Below are 23,443 nucleotides of genomic sequence, written 5' to 3'. Positions count from 1 at the left end.
CCTCTTCTTACTCGGCCGGCGTGGCGTCGGCGTCAGCCTTGCCATAATGCGCGTTGAAGTCTTCTTCGATGGTCTCAGGCGGGGCCAGAGGTTTCTCGATCACACCAAGCAGCGGCAGGATTACGAGGAAATACGCAAACCAGTACGCAGAGGCGATCAACGAGAAGGTCGCATAGGGCTCTTCCGCGGGCATCGCACCCAGCCACATCAGGGCAAAGAAGTCGATGATCAGCAGGTAGAACCACCATTTGAACATCGGACGATACCGACCCGAACGCACGGTCGAGGTGTCCAGCCAAGGCGCCAGCGCCATGGCCAGGATCGCACCGAACATCGCCAGAACTCCGAAGAATTTTGCATCAATGATGCCGCCGGTGATGAAGCTGGCGAACTGAACAACCCAGACCTCGCCGGTGAAGGCGCGCAGGATCGCATAGAACGGCAAGAAGTACCATTCGGGCACGATATGTGCAGGCGTCACAAGCGGGTTGGCTTCGATATAGTTATCGGGGTGACCCAGATAGTTCGGCATGAAGCCAACGATGGCCCAGAACACGACCAGGATGACCGCCAGAGCGAACAGATCCTTGATCACGAAATACGGCCAGAAGGGCAGCGTGTCTTTCTCGGCCTCGGCCTTTGAGCCGCGACGCACTTCAACACCCGTGGGGTTGTTGTTACCGGTGGTGTGGAAGGCCCAGATATGCACGATAACCAGCGCCGCAATGATGAACGGCAGCAGATAGTGCAGCGAGAAGAAGCGGTTCAGCGTGGCGTTATCCACTGCGGGTCCGCCCAGCAGCCATGTCTGCAGCGCATCACCCACAAACGGGATCGCACCAAACAGGCCGGTGATCACGGTCGCACCCCAAAAGGACATCTGACCCCAAGGCAGAACATAGCCCATGAAGGCGGTGCCCATCATCATCAGGTAGATCAGCATACCGATGATCCACGTGATCTCACGCGGGGCTTTGTAGGAGCCATAGTAAAGACCACGGAACATGTGAATGTAGACCGCAACAAAGAAAAGCGACGCGCCGTTCATGTGCAGGTAGCGGATGAAATAGCCGCCATTCACGTTACGCATGATGTGTTCGACGCTGGCAAAGGCCAGATCGACATGCGGCGTGTAGTGCATAACCAGCATGATGCCGGTGACGATTTGCAGCACCAGGCAGAAGGCCAGAACGATGCCCCAGATCCACATCCAGTTCAGGTTCTTGGGCGTGGGGATCATCAGGGTGTCGTACATCAGGCCGACAATGGGAAGGCGGCTGTGCAGCCACTTTTCGCCGTTTGACTTCGGCTCGTAGTGATCGTGGGGAATGCCGGACATAAGTTGGGTCTCCCTTAGCCGAGTTTGATGGTTGAAGCGTCGACCCACTCGACCGGTGGGATCGGCAGGTTCTCAGGCGCGGGGCCTTTGCGGATCCGGCCTGCCAGATCGTAGTGCGAGCCGTGGCAGGGGCAGAACCAGCCGCCAAAGTCGCCTGCATCACCCAGAGGCACGCAGCCCAGGTGGGTACAAACGCCCATCTGAACGATCCACGCGCCTTCTGCCTCGCCTTCGGGCGATGGCATCACGCGGTTAGCGTCGGTCGCGGGTGCATCTGCGTTGATGTTGAAGTTCCGGGCCAGCGGGTCAGGCAGGTTACCTACCGCTTCTTCGTCCTGCTGCTGCGCTTCGGCGATTTCAGCGCCGGTGCGGTGACGGATGAAGACCGGTTTACCCAGCCACTTGACCGTCAGCTGTGTACCCGGCTCAACCCCGCTTACATCCGTACGGATCGAGGACAGAGCCTGCACATCCGCCGACGGGTTCATCTGATTGATCATAGGCCATACCGCAGCACCGGTCGCTACGACCCCTGCGCCGCCCGCGACGTAGTACAGGAAATCTCTGCGGGTGCCTTCGTGGTCTTCTACGTGGGACACGAGGTTTTCTCCGATTGTCTAGCGCCCGTGCGAACGGGCCAATAGCTGGAACCCGGCACGGATGCCGGGTCTTAGCGGAATTCTCTACCGAGCAGAATAGTATTCGTCCAGCGGTGTTGAATGCGCAATACGCCGCATCTGCGTAATTTATCATCGCACGGGGCAGTCTTTTTGATGTTTCTTGCCCTCATGTTTCGACGACGCGTCGAATCAGCCCCATTTGATTCGCGCCCTGTGACCCCGATCTAACCGGGGTCAGCGCACCCAGGCCGACAGCATAAGCGGGTCGCATTGGTGCAAAAATCTGAAAAATCCGACATACGAAACCGGGTTTGTTCAGCAACAAATCATATGCCTGAAATAGACGATTTTTCGCGCTGCGAACGAGCCTGTTTCCTGTTGCACTTATTGCGCGAATATCTGATGCCCGGTTTCGCGCGAACGCCGATCAGGAGACCCCCATGCCAAAGACCCACTTGGCCGCCGTTCTGTTAACGATTTCTGTGTCGACCCAAGCCGCCGCGGCCGGAGACCCCGCCAAAGGCGAAAAGCTCTACAACCGCTGCTCGGCCTGCCACGCGATCATCAAGGATGGCGAGGTTCTGGTCAAAGGCGGCATCACAGGCCCCAACCTATACGGGGTCGTGGGCCGCACCGCCGGATCCGAGAACGACTATCGCTATGGCAGCGAACGCCTACCCATCGGCATGTTCACCGACGACATGATCCGCGCCGGTGACGCAGGTCTTGTCTGGACCGAGGAAAACATCGCCGCATACTCCGAAGACCCGATCGGGTTCATCAAAGAGTTCCTGCAGGACGATACCGCCCGCCCCAATATGAGCGTGAAGCTCAAGAAAGGCGCGGACGACATCGCAGCCTATCTGGCGACATTCAGCCAGTAAGGTTTACGTCACAGGGCGCGTGGCGACCATGCTCGGACGCGCGTCAAACTCGGCAAACCAGGTTGCGAGGGCATCATTGCCCTTGCGCCAGCCCCGCGCGTCATGGCGCAGATCCAGATAGCCCAGCGCGCAAGCCACGGCTACTTGTCCCATGTCCAGCGGACCCGACAGATGCGCCATCCAACGCTGGTTCAACACGGCACAAGCGCGTTCGACCTTGACCCATTGCGAATCCACCCATTCATCCCATTGTTTGTCTTCGGGACGCAGTCGGCTTTCATATGTCATCAGCAGCGCGGCATCCAAAATGCCATCTGCCAGCGCCTCAAGCGTCAGAACATCCCAGCGCCGCGCACCCTCGGGATAAAACCGCCCCCCGGCGCGGTCATCCAGAAAGGCGCAGATCACGCGACTGTCGAACAGGGTCGGGCCGTCGGGCCGCTCCAGCGCCGGAACCTTGGTCAAAGGAGCCTTTCCGATTAAGGGCCCTGCCGGGGCCAAAGGTGTACCTGCCACCGTTTCCAACTCAACATCCTCCAGCTGTTCTGTTTCATGCAACAAAACCATAACCTTACGGACATAGGGTGAAGTCAGACTGTGATAGAGTTTCATGCGCGCACTCCTTTGTTTGGGCCGACCTTACAACAGGTTACAGAAAACAAAAGCTGTCATTTCCCCGAGGGCTCCACAGCGCGCATCAACGCCTGCAAGGCCTGCACTTCCGAGCCGATTCCAAAATTCCCGACCTGCTCCGCCGCCCGCATCCGAACGTCATCAGGTTTGTTCTGGTTCAGCTTCCACGTGCCTTGAATATCCTCAACCCGCATCCGGCAGGGCAGAATCATCCGCCTCATCCGCTCCAGCGCGTCGTCATCCATCTTGCTGCTGTGCCAGGGCGGCTTCGGGCGCAGCCGGTCTTCGAAAAACGCCGACTGCCGGTCTAGCAGGTCTCGCATCTCCTCCGCCGGGCGCAGTTCCAGAATGCCGGTTAGGTGAACGGCGACATAGTTCCACGTCGGCACCTGATCGCTCACCTCATACCAATCGGGCGAGATATAGCTGTCGGGCCCCGAAACTGCGATCCGCGCCGCCTGCGGTGCCTTCAGCAGCCGAACAATCGGATTCGACCGGACAAGATGCAACTCAGCCACCGCGCCATCCTCAGACAGTAAATACGGTACGTGGCTGATCAAAGGCGCGGCGTCAGTAGACACAGCCAAAACGCCAAAGGCGCGATCACGGGCAAAGGCGATATGTCGGCTGATCTCCTCAGCGCGAAAAGCGGGATTCGGGTGCATGAGTTTCCTCCTGCCAAATCTCTTGCAGAGGAGGCCCAATCTATGCAAGGTCCGCCTCGTTCTCAGGGCGGGGTGAAATTCCCCACCGGCGGTATGCGGGCGTTGATCCGCAAGCCCGCGAGCGGCCTCGCCGTGTTTACGGAGGGGTGTCAGCAGATCTGGTGAGAGGCCAGAGCCGACGGTTAAAGTCCGGATGAAAGAGAACGTGCCAGATGCGTCGGTGAAACGGCGTGTCTGCTCGTGATCGCCTTGGGTGAAGTGTCTGTTTTGCTAAGGAGATCCTGATGACACACACCCGCTATGCTTTTGTCAAAGCCAACTGGCATTCCGATATCGTCGATCGCGCGCTCGAGGGGTTCCTAGAACTCATCCCTACCGATCAGGTTGACGTGTTCGACGTCCCCGGCGCGTTTGAGATGCCTCTGATCGCGCGTGATCTGGCACAAACCGGCCAATATGCAGCCGTGGCCTGCGCCGCCTTTGTGGTTGATGGTGGTATCTACCGGCATGATTTCGTGGCCCAGGCCGTGGTTGACGGCCTGATGCGCGCAAGCCTCGACACAGGCGTCCCGGTCCTGTCGGTCTCGCTCACTCCACACCAATATCAGGAAACCGACCACCACAACGCCATCTACCGCGACCACTTCGTGCAAAAAGGGCGTGAGGCCGCCAACGCCGCCCTCAACATCACAAAAACCCGCCAGGCGATCAAGGCAGCCTGATCCTTCTTCTGTTTGAAAATACCTCGGGGGAGGCGCGCTTGCGCGACGGGGGCAGAGCCCCCTCCCCCTATATCAAATGCAAATTCGCTTGAGGCCAAAGGCTCTCCCCGCTAATCACAACCCCGCAAAGGAGCCCGCCCCATGTCGATGAACAGCTTTGGACACCTCTTCCGCGTCACCACCTGGGGCGAAAGCCACGGGCCCGCTTTGGGCGCGACGGTGGACGGCTGTCCTCCGGGCGTGCAGATCGACGAGGCGATGATCCAGCACTGGCTCGACAAGCGCAAACCAGGGCAGAACAAATTCACCACCCAGCGGCGCGAACCTGATCAGGTCAAAATCCTGTCCGGCGTATTCGAAGGCCAGACCACCGGCACGCCCGTTCAGCTGATGATCGAGAACACCGATCAGCGCTCAAAAGACTACGGTGATATCATGGAGAAGTTCCGCCCGGGACATGCCGATATCACCTACTGGCAGAAATACGGCATCCGCGACTATCGAGGCGGCGGGCGCAGTTCGGCCCGTGAAACCGCCTCGCGCGTCGCAGCCGGAGGGCTGGCGCGCGAAGCGATCAAACAGATCGCAACCAATGTGCAGATCACAGGCTATATGACCCAAATCGGCCCACACAAAATCGACCGCGCCAATTTCGACTGGTCGCAGATCGAACAGAACCCGTTCTGGACACCCGACGCACATGCAGCCGAGGGCTGGGCCGCTTATCTGGACGATTTGCGCAAATCCGGCAACTCGGTTGGCGCTGTGGTCGAAGTCGTCGCGCGCGGCGTCCCCGCCGGGCTGGGCGCACCGATATATGCCAAATTAGACACTGATCTGGCCGCCGCGATGATGTCGATCAACGCCGTCAAAGGGGTCGAGATCGGCGAAGGCATGGCCGCTGCCGAACTGACAGGTGAGGCCAATGCCGATGAGATTTTCATGGGTCAGAATGGCCCGCAATACAGCTCTAACCACGCGGGCGGAATTCTGGGCGGAATCTCCACCGGACAAGACGTCGTGGTGCGGTTTGCGGTAAAGCCGACCTCATCCATCCTGACCACGCGCAAGACGATCACCAAATCGGGTGAGGAAACCGAGATCATCACCAAAGGCCGCCACGACCCTTGCGTCGGTATCCGCGCTGTGCCTGTTGGGGAGGCAATGATGGCCTGCGTGATCCTCGACCATCTGCTGCTGCACCGAGGCCAGATTGGTGAGAACCGTGGACATATTGGCTGATCTGCGCACACGCCTGCGCGGCATCGTCGCGCAGCGTATGCAAACCGATCCGGCCCATGATCTGGCGCATCTGGATCGGGTCTGGAACAACGCACAGACCATTGCGGACGAACAGACTGACATACAGGTCCTGATGGTCGCGTGCTATCTGCACGATCTGGTGAACTTACCTAAGAACGACCCGAACCGGCATTTGGCATCGCGCCAATCAGCGCTTGAATCAGAGCCTATATTGAGGGAATTGGGCTTTGATGACCCGGCGATCCGCTCAGCCCAACATGCAATTGAGGCGCACAGCTACTCGGCAAAAATCCCGCCGCGCTCGCCTGAGGCCCTCATCCTTCGTGATGCAGATCGGCTGGATGCTCTGGGTGCGGTTGGGATAGCACGCTGTTTCGTTGTCGCCGGTGCCTTGGGTCGCACGCTTTATGACATCGAAGATCCCTTTGCCGAGACCCGCGAACTGGATGACCTGTCGTTCGCGATCGATCATTGGAAAATCAAGCTGCTCGGCTTGCCCGCCGACATGCTCACAACCGGCGGACGGGATTTCGCCAAGAAGCGCGTCACTCAGATGCTAGTGTTTCTGGAGACACTGGCGGATGAAATCGGCCACCCTGTCCCCGACGCCTGGAAATCTCCCTGATTGGTACAATCCCGTCGTTGATCTTTCCGCTCCAAAAGCGCAGTTTCCCGACCAATGGCACAATCCTTGACATCGCACCGCCCCGCACTTGCTGTGGGCCTGAAATTGACCGCGTTGATGCTGTTCACCTTGATGTCGGCCTTGGTCAAAGCGTTGTCCGAAGATTTTCCACCGGGTGAGTTGGTCTTTTTCCGGTCTCTCCTGGCGATTCCCGTCATCATCGCCTGGCTGATCTGGCGCGGGGAGCTGTCGCAGGGTTTTGTCGTCAAGAAACCCATGGGCCATTTCTGGCGCGGTGTTCTGGGCACCAGCGCAATGGGCCTGACCTTTACCGGCCTCAGCCTGCTGCCTTTGCCCGAGGTCACCGCCATCGGCTACGCGACCCCGATTTTCACCCTCGTCCTAGCCGCCCTGCTGTTGGGTGAGCGCATTCGCATGATCCGTATCGGTGCGGTGATGCTGGGGCTGGTGGGGGTTCTGATCATGCTCTGGCCACGGCTCGGTAGCACGGAGATGGAGGTGGCGGCAACGATTGGAGCCCTTTGCGTTCTGGCCGCAACCATCGCGCGGGCCTTTGTACAAATCCATATCCGGCAATTGGTCAAGGTCGACCACCCCGCCGCCATCGTGTTCTATTTCTCGATCACTGCAACACTGCTGTCATCGCTGACCGTGTTTTGGGGTTGGACCATGCCGACACTGGATCAGGCTCTGCTATTGGTCGTTGTGGGCCTGATCGGTGGGGTTGCGCAGATCCTTGTCACTTCGTCCTATCGGTTTGGTCAGGCGTCGATGCTGGCACCTTATGACTACACAACCATGCTTTTCGCCATTGCAATCAGCTATTTCTGGTTCGATGAATTGCCAACGCTGGCGATCTTGCTGGGTGCGGTGCTGGTGATTGCAGGCAATGTGGTCGTAGTCTGGCGCGAACATCAGCTGGGGTTGGAGCGCGGCAAGGCGCGGTCTTTGACCGACCACAAACCGTGACTTTACCTTTCGCCAACTTCGCTTAGTTTGAGCGCAACAATCAATGAGGGCTCCGCATGAGTGACGCACAAGACCACAAGGAAAAGATGCAAGAGGTGCAGGCCAAGCACCGCAAGAAAGTGTCCGAAGCGGTCGACCCTGACCGCGGCCTGGTGCTGATCAATACCGGCAAGGGCAAGGGCAAATCCTCGGCCGCTTTTGGTGTGGTTATCCGCGCGCTTGGCTGGGGCCAGAAGGTTGCCGTTGTTCAGTTCATCAAGGGCAAATGGAAAACCGGAGAGCGGCGCTTTTTCGAAGAACGCGATCTGGTGACATGGCACACAATGGGCGAAGGCTTCACCTGGGACACTCAGGATCGCGAGCGCGACATCGCCGCCGCAACCGCCGCGTTCGACAAGGCCTGCAACCTGATGGCCAGCGGAGACTACGATCTGGTCGTACTGGATGAGATCAACATCGCACTGCGCTACGAATACCTGTCGGTTGAGCGTGTGATCGAGGGGCTAAACGGCCGCTCCGACAAGACCAGCGTATTCCTGACGGGCCGCGATGCCCCGCAAGAGCTGCGGGACTATGCCGATCTGGTCACCGAGATGACCGAAGAAAAGCACCCTTTTCAAGCCGGAATCAAAGCCCAGCGCGGCGTGGACTACTGATCGCGCGCCCTTTTGGGTGTTTCACTGACAACATCGAACGAGGGCTGTTCGTCTAGCTCTCGGCATTTTTCTGCGTCGCAGGTTTTGCGATCCAGATAGGCCTCGACATCCGAGGCCAGCGCGTCGCAATCGCAGGACGCGCAACACGGGTCGGATAACAGCTCTTCAAATCTGGTACGCATCGGTGCCCTCGGTCGTTCCCGGAACGGTGGCAGGCCATCACGACTGAACTTGCTGAGCCCACTGACCGCCCCGGAACCTTGTGCTTGATCGGTTCATCTGGCGTTGCTTTTATCTGACTGTTTTTGTCGGCTTTTGCAAGGAAAAACGACGGAGCAAGCCAGTGAGCCTGTTTTGCCCGGAATAACAGACCCTAAAAAAGGAAAAACCGCGCAAGGTAGCGCGGCTTTTAGCAGTGGGGGATAGACAGGATCAGACCGCTGCAGTCTGTTCAGGCGCGCTGAGCGAGATCACTGCGACAACAGCGGCCCCGTTCAGCCAGTAGAACAGCGCGTCGATTCCCGAAAAACCGAGCAAGCTGGGGGCCAACAGGAAGGTCACGCCAACGGCCAGATCCACCGCGAGGTGCAGTTTGTAAGGCAACACCCGCCAGATCCCCAGATGGTGGTCGGTGAGCACCGTCAGGACGAAAGCGGCAACGCCGGTGACAACAGACAGCCATAGCGCCAGCGGGTTGGATTGGCCCAGACCAAGCACAAAGGGCAGCACCATCAGCGCAACAGCAACGGGATAGTCGAGATAGGCGTGAATATTGCGGGTAACAAAACGGAGGGACATCTGGATTTCCTTTCCTCAATCAGAGACAGATCAAGAATAGGACCTACACTGGGAACGCAGCAGCCCAGATCGTTTGCAAAACATTGCGGATCGTTCAGGAATACCGGGGGATCAGTGCATCTCGCGATAAGCGGCCGGGGACACTCCAACCTGTTTCTTGAACACCCGCGAAAACGCCGCCTCAGACGCATATCCGGCCTCGGCTGCGGCGTCGGCCACATTCCAGCGCCCCTCGGTCAGACCGTGGCAGGCGATCTGCATCCTCCAGTCCGTCAGATATTGCATCGGGGTGGTTCCCATCTTCTCGGCAAAAAGCTGGGCAAAGGCCGTGCGCGACATCGCGGCCTCATTGGCAAGGCTGGCCACGCTCCACTCCTGCGCGGGGGCCTGGTGGAACGCAGTCAAAGCGCGAGAGATTCGCGGGTCTGCAAAACCAGCCAAGGCGTCATCGTCAGGGCTTTGATGTTCCAAATAGGCCCGGATCGCCTGCGCAAACAGCACTTCGGACAGTTTCAGAGCAATCAGGTCGCCGCCAATCCGCGCGCCGGACACTTCTGTGCCGATCATGCGCAGGGTGGCCTCGATCCACGATCCCGCCTCTTCTCCATAGTTCTGGATCAGGATGTAGGGCGGCAGCCGGTCGATCAGCATATGACCGGTGCCATTCCGGCCAGCCGGTCCTGTGAAGGAAAAGTGTCCGCAGATCAATTGGGTATCGCGTTCTTCGTCCCCGCCGCCATAGACTAGAACGCCGTCACCGGTATAGCCCGCAATGTCGAGGACCTGTTCCAACGGCAGCGCGTCAAATGGCCTGACCTCGTTGCACAGCAGCGCGTGTTGCGCGCCATGCGGGATTACGATCAGGTCACCCTGTTTCAGACGCACGGTCTCGCCAGTTGCCGGGATGTGGACCTTCAGCTCTCCGCGCTGGACGAAATGAAACCGGGCCACGTTTTCAAAACCGGGCACCTGAATCCCGAAAGGCGGGGTGAAGGAGGTTCGGAAATAGAACGTGCCGCGCAAGGACAGGCGGGTGAGGATATCGCTGAGTAGGTCCAACATAGGCCAAAGATACAGCGCAGCACGTCAAGGTCCATGCTGTTGAACGATCTGCAAGATAGTCTGCACGATCTGCAACAAAAACCCCCGCCGAAGCGGGGGTTCAAGGTCTTATCAGGCGCGAACGAGTTTCTCGTAGTCTTCCGCGATTTCGCGGGTCAGATCGCCCACTTCAAACGTGTAGTCGCCAATCTGCCCGACCGGAGTGACCTCGGCCGCCGTGCCCGTCAGCCAACACTGTTCGAAGTCAGCCATTTCCTCGGGCTTGATGCGGCGTTCGTGGACGGTGATGCCCTTGTCTTTCAGCATCTGGATCACGGTCTGACGGGTAATACCGTTCAGGAAGCAATCCGCCAGCGGTGTGTGAACCTCACCATCCTTGACGAAGAAAACGTTGGCACCCGTGGCCTCCGCCACATAACCGCGCCAATCCATGAACAGCGCATCCGAGCAGCCCTTGGCCTCGGCCTTGTGCTTGGAGATGGTGCAGATCATGTAAAGACCCGCCGCTTTTGCATGCACGGGGATGGTTTCCGGGCTGGGGCGTTTCCATTCGGCGATGTCCAGCTTGGCACCTTGCATCTTGGCGTCGCCGTAGTAGGCCCCCCACGGCCAGACGGCGACGGCCATCCGCACGGGATTCTTGGCCGAGGCCACGCCCATATCCTCGCCCGACCCACGCCAGACCAGCGCGCGGACGTAAGCGTCCTGCAGACCGCTGGCTTTCAGGGCCTCTTCCTTTGCGGCCTCGATCTGATCCACATCGTAAGGCATCGGCATGTCCAGAGCCTCGGCCGAGGCGATCAGACGTTCGGAATGTTCCCGGCTTTTGAAGATCTCGCCGTTATAGGCGCGCTCGCCTTCGAACACGGACGAGGCATAGTGCATCGCATGTGTCAGGATGTGAACATTGGCCTCGCGCCATGGGACCAGCTTGCCATCCAACCAGATGGTGCCATCACGATCATCATACCCCGCCATGCGAAACCTCCTGAACCGGGTTGAATTTGCGAATGTTGCGCTAGTTAGGACCGGAGCGGACACAATCTTGCGCAAAAACTGCGATTCGATACCTGTCTGCCCTTGGAATGTCAATAAGGCTGACTTAAACTGTAAACCGAGTAACGCATGAGGCATTATATGTCCGAAATCCGCCCCGCCCCGATATATGGGGGTGAAAGCCTGTTATTCCTAACCGATGAGCAGTTGCGGCAGGGGATTGAAGCGATGTTTTTCGCCTATCGGGGGTTCACGGCGGATCCGGATCGAATCCTGTCGGACATGTCTTACGGGCGGGCGCATCACCGGGCGATCCACTTCATCAACCGCGCCCCCGGCACGACGGTCAACAACCTGCTGGCCATTCTGGGCGTAACGAAACAATCCCTGAACCGGGTGCTGCGGACCCTGATCGAAGACGGCATGGTCGAAAGTCGGGTTGGGACCGTCGACAAGCGCGAAAGGCATCTTTTCCTGACGGAAAAAGGCCACGCGCTTGAGGCAACATTGTCCGACGCTCAGCGCGCGCGCATGCGGGCCGCTTACAAGGATGCGGGGCCCGAGGCCGTGGCCGGTTTCCGCAAAGTACTTGAAGCAATGATGGATGCTGATATGCGTCATGCTTACAAGAAGTTGCGGGATACGACCTCATGAGCGATATGGATGCCCACCTGCTGATCGTCGATGATGACGAACGCATTCGCGACCTGCTGAAAAAATTCCTGATGCGGAACGGGTTTCTGGTGACCGCCGCGCGCGACGCGGCGCATGCGCGGCGTGTTCTGTCCGGGCTGGACTTCGACATGATCGTTCTGGATGTGATGATGCCCGGCGAGGACGGCGTAAGCCTGACCAAAGCGCTGCGCGAGACCCACAGCACTCCGATCCTTCTCTTGACGGCGCGTGGCGAGACCGAGCATCGGATTGCCGGGCTTGAGGCCGGGGCCGATGACTATCTGGCCAAACCGTTTGAGCCGAAAGAGTTGTTGTTGCGCATCAACGCCATTCTGCGGCGGATGCCCGAAGCTCCGGCCCAGGATGCAGCAGCGAAAATCCTGACCCTTGGCCCGATCCGCTATGACATCGAGCGGGGAGAGATGTGGCAGGGCGAGGACCCCGTGCGTCTGACCGCAACCGAAAGCCAGTTGATGAAGATCTTCTCGGCCAAACCGGGTGAGCCGATCAGCCGGGCAAAACTGGTTGAGGATCTAGGACGCGACAAGGGGCAGGCGCAGGAACGGGCGGTCGACGTGCAGATCACGCGGTTGCGCCGCAAGATCGAACAGGACCCCAAGCAGCCCCGATACCTGCAAACCGTTCGCGGCGCAGGGTATATGCTGGCACCGGATTGACCGGGCCGCTGCGCGGCGATTTTATGCCTTCGGCGAGGATATTTTTAGCCAGATGAAGAGGGGATTCTGATGAAGACGGCCTTGTTGACCCATGCAGATTGTCTGGGCCATGTGACCCCGGATGGCCATCCTGAGCGGGTGGCGCGGCTGGAGCATATACTACATGCGCTGGAGGCTTTGGATCTGGATCGCAGGACCGCTCCGATGGTGGCGGATGACGATTTGCTGCGGGTTCACCCCGAGGACTATATCCGCGTTATCCGGGCCGCGCGGCCTGAAGAAGGGTATGCACAGATTGATGGGGATACGTTTATGTCTCCGGGGTCGGTCGATGCCGCGTATCGTGGCGCTGGGGCCGTTGTTCGGGCGGTGGATCTGGTGCTGTCTGGCGAAGTACCTAATGCGTTTTGCGCCATTCGGCCTCCGGGGCATCACGCAGAGACCGACAAGGCTATGGGGTTTTGCCTGTTTGGCAATGCAGCTTTGGGTGCGAAACATGCGTTGGACCATCACGGGCTGGACCGTGTCGCGGTGGTGGATTTCGATGTGCATCACGGCAATGGCACGCAGGACCTGTTGTGGGACGAAAAACGTGCGCTCGTGATCACCAGCCAGCAGATGCCCTTATGGCCCGGGTCCGGTCGACCCGATGAAACCGGGGTTTACGACACGGTTCTGAACATACCCCTGCCACCTGCAAGCGTTGGGGCTGAGATGCGCGCAGCCTATGAGTCGCAGGCCTTCCCGCGCCTGAGAGCCTTCAAGCCCGAACTGATCATTATCTCGGCCGGGTTTGATGCCCATCAGGACGATCCACTGGCCAATCTCAACTGGTCCACGGGCGACTTCGCCTGGATCACGTCTGAGCTGTGCAAGATCGCCGACGAGGTTTGTGAGGGCCGTATCGTCTCGACTCTCGAAGGCGGGTATGATCTGAACGCATTGGCCGAGGCGACACACGCCCATGTGGAAGAACTGATGAAGGCAGCACGATGACCGATACCCCCGTTGAGCAGATGACGTTTGAACAAGCGATGAAAGAGCTTGAGGCCGTAGTCGGCCAATTGGAACGCGGTGACGTGGCGCTGGATGAATCGATTGCGCTCTATGAACGCGGCGCGGCTTTGAAAAAGCGCTGCGAAGATGAGTTGAAGCGCGCTGAGGAAAAAGTGGCCGCTATCACGCTGGACGCCAGCGGGCAGCCAACCGGGACGACTCCAATCGAAGGTCAGTAAATGTTTCGCGACAGGCTGGCGCAGGATGCGGCGCGGGTTCAGAGCCATTTTGATCTGGTTCTGGGGGCGCTTGACGATCTGGATGTGACGCGGGCCATGGCCTACGCTACCGATGGCGGAAAGCGTCTGCGGGGGTTTCTGGTTCTGGAAAGCGCGCGCCTGCATGGCGTTAGTGCCACGCAGGCGATCTGGCCCGCGACCGCGATTGAGGCGTTGCACGCCTATTCTCTCGTCCATGATGACCTGCCCTGTATGGATGACGATGACCTGCGACGCGGGCGCCCAACGGTTCACGTGAAATGGGACGAAGGCACTGCCGTTCTGGCCGGGGATGCTTTGCAGACCCTGGCGTTTGAGCTTTGCACACGGCCCGAAGTCGGCAAGCCCGAGATTCGCGCCGAACTGGCGATGACTCTGGCCAAGGCAAGTGGGGCGCAGGGCATGGTTCTCGGTCAGGCACTGGATATTGCGGCTGAAACGGCGTCTGCCCCGCTGTCGCTGGACGAAATCACGCGGCTGCAAGCAGGCAAGACAGGGGCGTTGATCGAATGGTCCGCTTGCGCGGGCGCTCGGTTGGCGCAGGCTGATCCGACCCCATTGCGCCAATATGCCCAAGCCCTTGGGCTTGCTTTTCAAATCGCCGATGACATCTTGGATATTGAGGGTGATGCCGAAAAGGCCGGAAAACGGCTGCAAAAAGATGCAGATGCGGGCAAGGCAACCTTTGTTTCGCTTCTAGGACTGGATGCAGCCAAGGCCCGCGCAGCAGAGCTGGTGGGCGAGGCCTGCGCCGCGCTGGATGGGTATGGTACTAAGGCGGAAACCTTGAAGGACGCTGCTCGCTTCGTTATTGCCCGGGACAGCTAAGCCAGGAACGCGCCAAATGTCTGACCGTCCGAATACGCCACTGCTGGACCTTGTGAACCGCCCTGCGGATCTGAAGCAGTTCTCGGACGCGCAATTGCATCAGGTGGCGCAGGAATTGCGGGCCGAGACGATCTCGGCCGTTTCGGTCACCGGCGGGCATCTGGGCGCAGGCCTGGGTGTCGTTGAGCTGACGACGGCGTTGCATGCGGTCTTCGACACACCGCGCGACAAGATCATCTGGGATGTGGGGCATCAGTGCTATCCGCACAAGATCCTGACCGAACGCCGCGACCGTATCCGCACCTTGCGCATGAAGGATGGCCTCAGCGGCTTCACCAAACGCAGTGAAAGCCCCTATGACCCGTTTGGCGCGGCGCATTCCAGCACCTCGATCAGCGCCGCTTTGGGCTTTGCCGTCGCCCGCGATTTGGGCGGAGTAACACCAGAGGGGTTGGGCGATGCGATTGCGGTGATCGGCGATGGCTCGATGTCTGCGGGCATGGCGTTTGAGGCGATGAACAATGCAGGCCACCTGCGAAAGCGCCTGATCGTGATCCTGAACGACAATGAGATGAGCATCGCGCCACCTGTGGGCGCTCTGTCGACCTACTTGTCGCGCATTTACGCCGAGGAACCATTTCACGAGCTGAAGGCCGCCGCCAAAGGCGCGGTCTCTCTGCTGCCCGAGCCGTTCCGCGAAGGAGCCAAACGCGCGAAAGAGATGCTCAAAGGGATGGCTGTTGGCGGGACCTTGTTCGAAGAGCTCGGGTTCTCTTACCTCGGCCCGATTGACGGGCATGACATGGACCAGTTGCTGCCAGTTCTGCGTACCGTCAAGGCACGGGCGACGGGGCCAATCCTGATTCATGTGCTGACCAAAAAGGGCAAAGGCTACGCCCCGGCCGAGCAGGCCCGCGACAAGGGTCACGCAACCGCCAAGTTCGATTTGGTCACAGGTGAGCAAAAAAAAGCGCCCTCAAACGCGCCATCCTATACCTCGGTCTTTGGCAAAACGCTGGTGGAAGAGGCCGCGCGGGATGACAAGATCGTCGCCGTCACCGCCGCAATGCCCGATGGCACCGGATTGAACCTGTTTGCGGAACGCTACCCCTCGCGCTGTTTTGACGTTGCGATTGCAGAGCAGCATGGCGTGACCTTCTGTGCCGCGCTGGCTGCGGGCGGGATGAAACCCTTCTGCGCGATGTATTCGACGTTCCTGCAGCGCGGCTATGATCAGGTTGTGCATGACGTGGCGATCCAGCGCCTGCCGGTGCGCTTTGCCATCGACCGTGCCGGCCTTGTTGGCGCGGATGGGGCCACCCATGCCGGGTCCTTCGATATTGCCTATTTGGCTAATCTGCCGGGCATGGTCGTCATGGCCGCCGCAGATGAGGCCGAGCTGATGCATATGGTGGCCACCGCCGCAGCCCATGATGACGGCCCGATTGCGTTCCGCTATCCCCGGGGCGAGGGCGTTGGCGTCGATCTGCCCGAACGGGGCGAGGTTCTGGAAATCGGCAAGGGCCGGTTGATTCAGAAAGGAGCGCGCGTGGCTTTGTTATCCTTCGGCACCCGTCTGGCCGAGGTACAGAAAGCGGCTGAGGCTTTGTCTGCACGCGGCATCACCCCGACAATAGCGGACGCACGTTTTGCCAAGCCGCTGGACCGTGATCTGATCATTGATCTGGTCGAAAACCACGAGGCGCTGATCACCACCGAAGAAGGCGCCGTGGGCGGTTTCGGCAGTCACGTCGCGCAGCTCTTGGCCGAGGAAGGCGTGTTTGATCGCGGGTTCAAATACCGCTCGATGGTCTTGCCCGACATCTTCATTGATCAGGCCAGCCCGGCGGACATGTACGCTGTGGCGGGCATGAATGCCGAACAGATCGAAGCCAAGGTTCTGGATATTCTTGGCATTGCGACCATCGGCGAAAAACGCGCCTAGCGGCCTCGTCTAGCCCAGTTCTTTCAACCCCAGCCGCACGGCCCGGTTGGGGTTTTGTTTCAGGATATGCGCACCAAGGCGGCGGGCGAGGTCCTTGTGCCCTTTCTTGACTGCACGATTGAACAGCTCTCGCTGGTAGCGCGGGAATTGTCTTCGGGCGCGCAGAAGGGTGTAGAACTCAGCCTCGGTCAGGGTTCCGTTCAACGCCCCCAGAATGATCGGGTGCAGGATACCCATTTGCAGCAGAGAGGACCCCAACCGATGCCCCAACAGCGGCGCGCGCAGATGCGAGACGTTGGCGTTCGTGAACCGCGCCGCGTGGCCCGCATCCAGCGGCTCATAGGGATCATAGAGGATCGATACCCTTCGCGCCGCATGACTGACCTGCGCGGCATCTCCGTAGGGGCCGGTAAAGTCCCGATCCCACACGGTTTTATAGCGCGTCTCCCACGGGACAACGGACTTGTCGACCGTGCTTTGTGGTGAGATCGCGACCACATCGCAGCCCGGTGCTGCCGGAGAAAAGGCGCAGGCCGCGTAGCCGCCCATCGAGGCCCCGTAGAACACAACACGCTGAAACTGCTGGAAGAAACCACTCTGCTTCAACTCATCGAATTGGTCATAGACCCACGGTTCGCGATACCAGGTCCAGCCTCCTGCAATGGCCGACAACATCGACCAGTTCTGCTCTTTGATGAAGGAGTAACCCCACGGGCGTCGGTCTTTGCGGTTGTTCATCGCCACGTCCAGATTGTCGAAAGTCACGACCAGAGTGTCCTTGGACCGTGGCATAAAAAGCAGCGAGTGCCCGTTCTCGCCCGGCCTGTACCAGCCGTCCTTGCCTGCAAGATCCGTCGCGATCCGCGCCCAGCTGCTTTCCGCATCGGTGGGTTCTGGCGGTTTTGGCAAGACCTTCACGCGGGTGACCTCGTGCCCATCAACCTCATGCGTGGCGATCTTTTCATTGGTCCCGAAGGCCTTGAGGAAGGGAAACGCGCCCGAGCCTTTCCGGATATCCATGAACAGCCGCGTGTCGGAATGCAGCATCTGGGTCAGGAATTTCTCAAGGAACGGCACCTTGTAGCGATCGCCGAATCCTTCGAGATTGCACAGCACATCCACCGGCTTCAGCCGATCCTCGGAAGTGATGATTTCGATCCGGTCCGGGTCGACCTCATGATCGGTCAGAAAGGTGACATAGTCGGCAATCCACGGCTCCTCTTCGGGTTTGAACTTGCCGCGGCGGTTCACGTCGACCAGCTTGACGTCGCAATCGAACTTGTGATGCAGCGCAAGAACAAAGCTGCGCGCCTTGCCGGTCAGATCCGCGACCGAGCGGACCTCGGTCAGGTCGACCTCATCAATCAGCGCGCCGTCAAACACCGTGTGCCCACGCCCTTTGATCGGGGCGAGGACGGGGTTGATGCCCGTCTCGGCCACAAGTTTGGCGAGATAGGTGCCCTTGGGCGGCAGGCCGTTGTGATGGTTGCCCAGCTGACGTTTGTTCGAGGCCCACAGATGCAGCGCCGTGGTGTCTTCGGTCATCAGCTGCTTGGCCAGCGCCACACGACGCATGAACTTGTACCGCTCGGGGAAGGTAACCGGGTAGAAAGCGCTGACCGGCAGGGCGTGATGTTCCAAACCCATGGCGTGAACAAAATGGGTCACCATCATCGGCCCCCAGACACCCCATGGCTGCTGCGAAATGTGAACCGGACTACCGCCTTCCGCCGCCTGCTGCATGGCGCGCTGTTTCGCCTTCGGCAGGAACGGCGCGATGGAATAGCGATCCTCGGTGAAGTCCAGCATCTGGCGCAGCAGCTCACTGTCCGAAGGCATCCCCAGCACCGCGTTGTTGATCCGAGGCGAGTCCGGGAGCTCATAGCCAAAGACATAGTCGCTGTCATAGGTCATGGGGCGGTGGCAGAAGACATCCGTGTCGATCCAGATCATGCCGGGACATTTCTGGATCATGTGCAGCCGGAACCAATCGGCGAACAGCGCGAATGAGTTCTTCTGTTCGTATTTGATGAAATCGTCGGTATCTATGATCTCGCGCCCGTCACGACGGATCACGCCATCAGGGACGTTGGGGATATCCTCGTAGGAAAACAGGGTAATCTTCTGCCCTTTGTCCACAAAGGATTTCAGGCACAGCTGTTCAAGCCAACTGAGCGGGCCACCGATCCATAACGTGCCGACCTCGCGCGTGCGTGCCATCCGCGTATCCTTGTGCCTGCGTGTATTTTGGCACACGCGTCGTTTTCTTGATCCTAAGGTCTTGCGCCGCGCTTGGGTACCGCCAGATTACGCAGCAGGCGCGAATAGTTGGCCGGGCGTGACCTTGCTGCATCCCGTTTTGCGCCGCATAGACAAGACCCAGACGCCACGGCAGGCAAGCGAGCAGACAGTCATGAGCAACGAGACTTATACAGTCGTCTCAACGATGAAAAACGAAGGCCCCTACATCATCGATTGGGTGGCGCATTACAAAACGCTGGGCTTTGACCATATTCTGGTCTGCACGAATGATTGCACCGACCCCACCGTCGAAATCCTTGTGCGCCTGCAAGAGATGGGGCTGGTCACCCAGCACAACACGATCATTCGCGGCGGCGGCATTCACCGTTCGGCCCTGCGGCAGGCCTCGCGCCGCTATGACATCGTGATGAAGGCCAAATGGGTGTTTGTCTGCGATGTGGATGAGTATCTGAATATCCATATCGATGACGGCTCGGCCCGCGCGCTGGTCGAAGGCTCCGGCGCGGATGCGGATGTGATCTCGGTGCCGTGGCGGATTTTTGGCCCGGACCATATCGAGCGCTTCGACGATGCGCCCGTCACCCAGCAATTCACCATGGGTGAGTTTGAATGGGACGCGAAGGAGCGGCCCAATACCGGTAAATTCGTCAAATCCATTTACACCAACCAGCATAAATTCAAGCGGATGGGCCTGCATGCGCCGGTGTCTCTGGATGAGCATGTCTCGGACACCAAGCGCGTTCTGCCCGGCGGCGCGGACTACGTCGTAAATGGCGCCCGCACCGAGAACCCGCCCCTGTTCACCCACGCGCAGGTCAACCACTATGCGCTGCGCTCGATGGAGAGTTTTCTGATCAAACGCGCGCGCGGGCGGGCGAACCACAGCCATCACGTGCTGGGCATGGAATACTGGGACAGGTTCAACCTCAACGACGAGAAAGACACCTCGATCGAGCGCTACGCACCCCAAAGCAACAAGCTGGCGGATGAGCTGAAATCGGACCCGGTTTTGGGCGATCTGCATGCGCGGGCGGTCGAATGGCACCGGCGCAAGGCAGCCTCGATGAAGCTGGATCCGGAAATGGACGAGCTGGTCAACGGGCTAAAAACCGCGCTTTAGGGTCTAATGCTGGGTTTCCCCGTCATGATCGACGGTAAAGAACCAATCTTTGTCGGGGTCACGCTCCAGCACGTCATCCGGAATGGATGAGGGGCCTTTGAGGAACACATTGGCCCCGAAATGCCGGTGCAGACGCGCAAGCTTTTCCAGGCGCGCGCCGGTCAGTTCGGCGTAGAACGCGGCGTAGTTCGGCGTGGCCTTCAGCTCCGCGATCTTGGCGCGGTGGCGATCTACCGAATGGGCATGTGCGGCGGCGATCTCGGGATCGCTGAGCAGCCGATCCAGTTCGGCCCGCATTGCAGGCACCATACGCGCGATGGAATGATCCTCGGCGTAGTTGTTGTTCATGCGGAACCAATAGGCGAGGCCCTGATCCCGCTCAACATGGTTCACCCGGCCCCTGTCACGCTTGACCAAAAAGCTCTCGGCCGAGCGGACGGCATAGTGGTTCAACTGCACAAGATCGTAGCCATAGGTGTTGATCGTGGACCGCCAGCCATTGCGAAACATCGAACGCGGCATCGGCGCGCCGGACCCGTTGACCCAGTTGATCTCCTCCCACAATTGCGGATTGAGGCCCTTGGGGCGATGTACACCCAGCTTTCGAAACAGGCCGATATTGCGGAACAGCGTCTTGAACCCCCAGGCCTGATGCGGCTTGCGGGCATATTCCGGGGCGCAGCGCTGGAATTGTTCGATGACGGGCCTGTCCTCGAACCCGTGCAGATCGCCATTGCCGAACAGACGCCAAGTCATCGCGATCATGTTGGCGTCAGGCACAGCGGCAAACAGAGCGTCCAGAGTGCCGTCGCCGCATTTGATGTTCACGTATTCATCCACATCAATGCAGGCGACCCAAGTGGCATCCTTGACGATCTGCTCATCATCCGCGGAATGCAGGGCCGCGTGCTGCGGGCGCATGCCCATCTGCCGGAACGGGTTGTCGCGATGCTGAACCAGGCCCTTGCTTTGCAGCATCTCCAGCATCGTATCGGTGCCGTCTGTGCAGTCATTGGTGTAGATCAGGAAATCATCAAACCCTATGGCCCGATGATAGGCGAGCCATTCCAGAATGAACGGACCTTCGTTCTTCATCGTGGTCACAATGGCACACCGCCCACGCCCTGTTTCCTTTGAGGTGACCTCCAACTCGGGCATCCGCACCGGTTTGTGCCCCCAGGTCGTGGCGGACAATTGCAACAGCGGCTCATGCTCGATCAGAGAGGTCTTGGGCACGATCTTCGAGATCGAGCGTGTAGGGTGCCGCAACAGCATGTGACGGTAGAACCCGATAGTTAGGGTCGAATCTGGACGCGCATTACCGACCCTGACCAGCCGCCAAACCGCTTCAGGGGCGGATTTGGCAGGCGCGATGCACCAACGCTGCCGACCACCCGTCGCATCGAACTGTACGCAGATATGATCGCCGAAATGCGCCTTTTGGCCCGCACGAACGCGCCACGGATAGCAATGCCGTCCGAACAGCGCGACTAGCCCGCCCTCGGCTGCGACGGCTGCGTCGAAGACGGATGTATCTGTTTCGACCATAAGGTCATGCACGTCGATGTTGGCCACGGCGCGCGCCTGCGCCAGAAACCGTATGCGCAAGATTTCGTAGACCGAAAACGCGCCGAGTGGGCTGTCCCATGGGCTGGGGGGCGGGACCTTCATCCGGTCCTTGCCCGGAGACTCGCCGACGCAATAGGGGTGCGCCTCGGGCGGCAGGTCGGGTTTGCCCAGCGGCACAGGGCTTTGGACCAGAGCCACCTGACAGGGCAAGGCATGGCTCTTCAGACCCTCGCCAAGCGCGGCGGCAAACCCATCCTCGGCACCGGGAGGGGCACGGTCGAGGATCACGGCAGCCTCAAGCCCCTGTGTTTCAATGTGGTAGGCCAACCACTCCAACACGATCTCGGCGCGTTCACCGTTGCGCTGGGCAATGAACGCGTTCTTCCCCACAAACAGCGCGCATTCGGAGGGTGCACAGGTCAGATCAAAGGCCTCCCCGCAGATCGTGAACCGAGGGCGAGCGTCCTGCGGCAAGCGATATCGCAGAATGCGCGCGTCGCCCACGGCGCCTGCCTCCTCAGCTACGCTGCCCTCAGGGGGGATGACTTCCTCAGCCGCGATCAAACGATCAAAGAACAACGTGACGACCTGCGCGCCATCGTCCTGATGCACGACCGCATCGAGCAGGATCGCGACACCCAAATCCTGACCTGCAAGCTGCCGTTCGATCAGCCCCATCACTCGGCCGCCTTTGACAAAAGCGAGACCTGTCGGGCAACAAACGCAGCCCCCTCTTGAGAGGAGGGAGGGATGCTGTTGACCAGCCCTAGGCGGAACTCCAGCCGCACGGCCTCGATATCTTGCTGCAAAGCCGCATAGGCGGCGCCGTGCCAGTTCAGGCAGGCCTCATGCGCGGCGGCTACGCCGGGCAGGTCCATCAGGTCGGCATAAACAGCCCGGGTCGCATTCATCATTGTGGAAATGCTTGTCTCTTCGACCGTATTCCAGTTGCGCTCGGCCCAATAGGTCACCCCGATCTCGCGCTCCATGTGGTTCGGCAAACCGCGGGCGCGTTTAACCATGAACTCTTCGCGCGAGCGCAGGGCATAGTGGTTCAACCAGACCTGACGCGCGCCCATTGGCAGACCATAGAGCGAAATCGCGCCGTCATTCCCCGCGAAGCCCGTAGGCAGTTCCGCTCCATCCGAGCCGATCCAGCGCGCGGGTTTTGACGGTTTACTGCGGGGCCGATGCACCCCCAGCTTTTGAAACGACGCCGGACGGTGGAGCGTTTTGAATAGGTGGCCGAGCGGAAAATGCAGGTTCTCGGGTGCGGCTTGCGTAAATCTCTCGGGCGTCAAACCGCTGCCGCGCTGTACTTGACCACCCGTGCCAAAGAACCGCCATGGCAAGGAAAGAGCATCAAAGGGCCCCGACGCCGCCTCAAACCGGGTCAACAAATCCGGCAGAGTGGCATCCTGTAAACACAAGAATTCATCACAATCGAAAAACAGCGCCCAGTCGGCCGAAGCGTAAGCCGGGTGATCCGAGGCGTGTTTCAACGCCTGCCACTGCACGGCCTTGTTGCCTTTGGGGGTGAAAGGAAGATGCTCAATCCGCGCGTCTTGAGCCAGCGCCTGCAACAACGCATCCGACCCATCCGAGCAGTCGTGGCTTAGAACCAGAAACCGGTCGACGCCCGCTGCAAGGTGATGGGCCAGCCATTCCACCAGAAACGGCCCGTCATCCTTCTGACATGTGATGCCCAATAGGGTCATGCATGACCTCTGACTGCTCTTGGTCTTTTCATCCACTTATAGGCGGATCAGAACAAGAAAGCCACGCGGTTGATCAGGGAAGGGAGCCCTTGGGTAGCGCCAAAAAAACAACGCCCCGCGTC

General features: G+C 59.5%; 24 protein-coding genes and 1 riboswitch. Of the genes, 13 read left to right on the top strand and 11 right to left on the bottom strand.

Annotated elements, in window-relative coordinates:
- Positions 1-7 precede the first annotated feature (7 nt).
- Both petB and petA read right to left on the bottom strand, forming a co-directional pair.
- Positions 8-1,339 carry a cytochrome b gene (petB, locus tag ACR0AI_RS18470; protein WP_170379706.1) on the bottom strand — a complete coding sequence of 444 codons (1,332 nt, stop codon included), beginning with the start codon at positions 1,337-1,339 and terminating at the stop codon, positions 8-10.
- Positions 1,340-1,353: 14 nt separating this feature from the next.
- On the bottom strand, positions 1,354-1,938 hold the full coding sequence (gene petA / locus ACR0AI_RS18465) for a ubiquinol-cytochrome c reductase iron-sulfur subunit (RefSeq protein WP_170379708.1): 585 nt from the start codon (positions 1,936-1,938) through the stop codon (positions 1,354-1,356).
- Between the two features lie 461 nt (positions 1,939-2,399).
- On the opposite strand from petA, the gene ACR0AI_RS18460 reads away from it, so the two are divergent.
- Complete coding sequence (locus tag ACR0AI_RS18460) at positions 2,400-2,843, top strand: cytochrome C (RefSeq protein WP_480676202.1); 444 nt, start codon at positions 2,400-2,402, stop codon at positions 2,841-2,843.
- Between the two features lie 3 nt (positions 2,844-2,846).
- On the opposite strand, the gene ACR0AI_RS18455 is transcribed toward ACR0AI_RS18460, so the two are convergent.
- Both ACR0AI_RS18455 and ACR0AI_RS18450 read right to left on the bottom strand, forming a co-directional pair.
- Positions 2,847-3,455 carry a glutathione S-transferase gene (locus tag ACR0AI_RS18455; RefSeq protein WP_480676200.1) on the bottom strand — a complete coding sequence of 203 codons (609 nt, stop codon included), beginning with the start codon at positions 3,453-3,455 and terminating at the stop codon, positions 2,847-2,849.
- 56 nt (positions 3,456-3,511) lie between these two features.
- The gene (locus tag ACR0AI_RS18450) at positions 3,512-4,141 is read right to left on the bottom strand and encodes an FMN-binding negative transcriptional regulator (protein ID WP_480676198.1); all 630 of its coding nucleotides are present in this window, start codon (positions 4,139-4,141) and stop codon (positions 3,512-3,514) included.
- Positions 4,142-4,195: 54 nt separating this feature from the next.
- A riboswitch (FMN riboswitch) is annotated at positions 4,196-4,350 on the top strand.
- A 75-nt stretch (positions 4,351-4,425) separates the two neighbouring features.
- Here ACR0AI_RS18450 and ACR0AI_RS18445 point away from each other — a divergent pair.
- The 5 genes from ACR0AI_RS18445 to cobO all read left to right on the top strand — a co-directional run bounded on the left by ACR0AI_RS18445 (position 4,426) and on the right by cobO (position 8,397).
- Positions 4,426-4,863: a 6,7-dimethyl-8-ribityllumazine synthase gene (locus ACR0AI_RS18445; RefSeq protein ID WP_480676196.1), complete on the top strand. Its 438-nt coding sequence runs from the start codon at positions 4,426-4,428 to the stop codon at positions 4,861-4,863.
- A 141-nt stretch (positions 4,864-5,004) separates the two neighbouring features.
- On the top strand, positions 5,005-6,105 hold the full coding sequence (gene aroC / locus ACR0AI_RS18440; protein WP_480676194.1) for a chorismate synthase: 1,101 nt from the start codon (positions 5,005-5,007) through the stop codon (positions 6,103-6,105).
- The gene (locus ACR0AI_RS18435) at positions 6,089-6,751 is read left to right on the top strand and encodes an HD domain-containing protein (RefSeq protein ID WP_480676192.1); all 663 of its coding nucleotides are present in this window, start codon (positions 6,089-6,091) and stop codon (positions 6,749-6,751) included. Before aroC ends, ACR0AI_RS18435 begins: the two co-directional genes overlap by 17 nt.
- 54 nt (positions 6,752-6,805) lie before the next feature.
- On the top strand, positions 6,806-7,741 hold the full coding sequence (locus ACR0AI_RS18430; RefSeq protein ID WP_480676190.1) for a DMT family transporter: 936 nt from the start codon (positions 6,806-6,808) through the stop codon (positions 7,739-7,741).
- Positions 7,742-7,797: 56 nt separating this feature from the next.
- Positions 7,798-8,397, top strand: coding sequence for a cob(I)yrinic acid a,c-diamide adenosyltransferase (gene cobO / locus ACR0AI_RS18425; protein ID WP_480676189.1), 600 nt, complete (start codon positions 7,798-7,800; stop codon positions 8,395-8,397).
- On the opposite strand, the gene ACR0AI_RS18420 is transcribed toward cobO, so the two are convergent.
- The 4 genes from ACR0AI_RS18420 to ACR0AI_RS18405 form a co-directional block, all read right to left on the bottom strand.
- Complete coding sequence (locus tag ACR0AI_RS18420; protein WP_480676187.1) at positions 8,391-8,579, bottom strand: hypothetical protein; 189 nt, start codon at positions 8,577-8,579, stop codon at positions 8,391-8,393. The two genes, cobO and ACR0AI_RS18420, sit on opposite strands and share 7 nt — an antisense overlap.
- Before the next feature lie 250 nt (positions 8,580-8,829).
- Entirely contained in the window at positions 8,830-9,195 is a 366-nt protein-coding gene (locus ACR0AI_RS18415) for an SPW repeat domain-containing protein (protein WP_480676185.1), read from the bottom strand.
- 111 nt (positions 9,196-9,306) lie between these two features.
- Positions 9,307-10,257 carry an AraC family transcriptional regulator gene (locus ACR0AI_RS18410; RefSeq protein WP_480676183.1) on the bottom strand — a complete coding sequence of 317 codons (951 nt, stop codon included), beginning with the start codon at positions 10,255-10,257 and terminating at the stop codon, positions 9,307-9,309.
- Between the two features lie 111 nt (positions 10,258-10,368).
- Positions 10,369-11,235: a branched-chain amino acid aminotransferase gene (locus ACR0AI_RS18405; RefSeq protein WP_480676181.1), complete on the bottom strand. Its 867-nt coding sequence runs from the start codon at positions 11,233-11,235 to the stop codon at positions 10,369-10,371.
- Between the two features lie 159 nt (positions 11,236-11,394).
- Here ACR0AI_RS18405 and ACR0AI_RS18400 point away from each other — a divergent pair, with 159 nt between their 5' ends.
- The 6 genes from ACR0AI_RS18400 to dxs all read left to right on the top strand — a co-directional run bounded on the left by ACR0AI_RS18400 (position 11,395) and on the right by dxs (position 16,652).
- Complete coding sequence (locus ACR0AI_RS18400) at positions 11,395-11,907, top strand: MarR family transcriptional regulator (protein ID WP_170555238.1); 513 nt, start codon at positions 11,395-11,397, stop codon at positions 11,905-11,907.
- Positions 11,904-12,605, top strand: a complete 702-nt coding sequence (locus ACR0AI_RS18395) for a response regulator (protein ID WP_170379735.1) — start codon at positions 11,904-11,906, stop codon at positions 12,603-12,605. Before ACR0AI_RS18400 ends, ACR0AI_RS18395 begins: the two co-directional genes overlap by 4 nt.
- Before the next feature lie 69 nt (positions 12,606-12,674).
- Positions 12,675-13,601, top strand: a complete 927-nt coding sequence (locus ACR0AI_RS18390) for a histone deacetylase family protein (RefSeq protein WP_480676178.1) — start codon at positions 12,675-12,677, stop codon at positions 13,599-13,601.
- Positions 13,598-13,840 carry an exodeoxyribonuclease VII small subunit gene (locus ACR0AI_RS18385; protein ID WP_170667224.1) on the top strand — a complete coding sequence of 81 codons (243 nt, stop codon included), beginning with the start codon at positions 13,598-13,600 and terminating at the stop codon, positions 13,838-13,840. Before ACR0AI_RS18390 ends, ACR0AI_RS18385 begins: the two co-directional genes overlap by 4 nt.
- Complete coding sequence (locus ACR0AI_RS18380) at positions 13,841-14,707, top strand: polyprenyl synthetase family protein (protein ID WP_480676176.1); 867 nt, start codon at positions 13,841-13,843, stop codon at positions 14,705-14,707.
- A 16-nt stretch (positions 14,708-14,723) separates the two neighbouring features.
- Positions 14,724-16,652 (top strand): 1-deoxy-D-xylulose-5-phosphate synthase, encoded by a 1,929-nt coding sequence (dxs, locus tag ACR0AI_RS18375; protein ID WP_480676174.1) that lies wholly within the window; start codon positions 14,724-14,726, stop codon positions 16,650-16,652.
- 9 nt (positions 16,653-16,661) lie between these two features.
- Here dxs and ACR0AI_RS18370 read toward each other — a convergent pair whose 3' ends face one another.
- Entirely contained in the window at positions 16,662-18,872 is a 2,211-nt protein-coding gene (locus ACR0AI_RS18370; protein WP_480676172.1) for a hypothetical protein, read from the bottom strand.
- A 193-nt stretch (positions 18,873-19,065) separates the two neighbouring features.
- Here ACR0AI_RS18370 and ACR0AI_RS18365 point away from each other — a divergent pair, with 193 nt between their 5' ends.
- Positions 19,066-20,034: a glycosyltransferase family 2 protein gene (locus ACR0AI_RS18365; RefSeq protein WP_480676170.1), complete on the top strand. Its 969-nt coding sequence runs from the start codon at positions 19,066-19,068 to the stop codon at positions 20,032-20,034.
- A gap of 3 nt (positions 20,035-20,037) precedes the next feature.
- Here ACR0AI_RS18365 and ACR0AI_RS18360 read toward each other — a convergent pair whose 3' ends face one another.
- Positions 20,038-22,281, bottom strand: coding sequence for a glycosyltransferase family 2 protein (locus ACR0AI_RS18360; protein WP_480676168.1), 2,244 nt, complete (start codon positions 22,279-22,281; stop codon positions 20,038-20,040).
- Positions 22,281-23,321, bottom strand: coding sequence for a glycosyltransferase family 2 protein (locus ACR0AI_RS18355; protein WP_480676166.1), 1,041 nt, complete (start codon positions 23,319-23,321; stop codon positions 22,281-22,283). Before ACR0AI_RS18355 ends, ACR0AI_RS18360 begins: the two co-directional genes overlap by 1 nt.
- Between the last annotated feature and the right edge of the window lie 122 nt (positions 23,322-23,443).

The organism is Ruegeria sp. BG3, from assembly GCF_056538485.1.
This window is presented reverse-complemented; position numbering and strand designations above follow the sequence as displayed.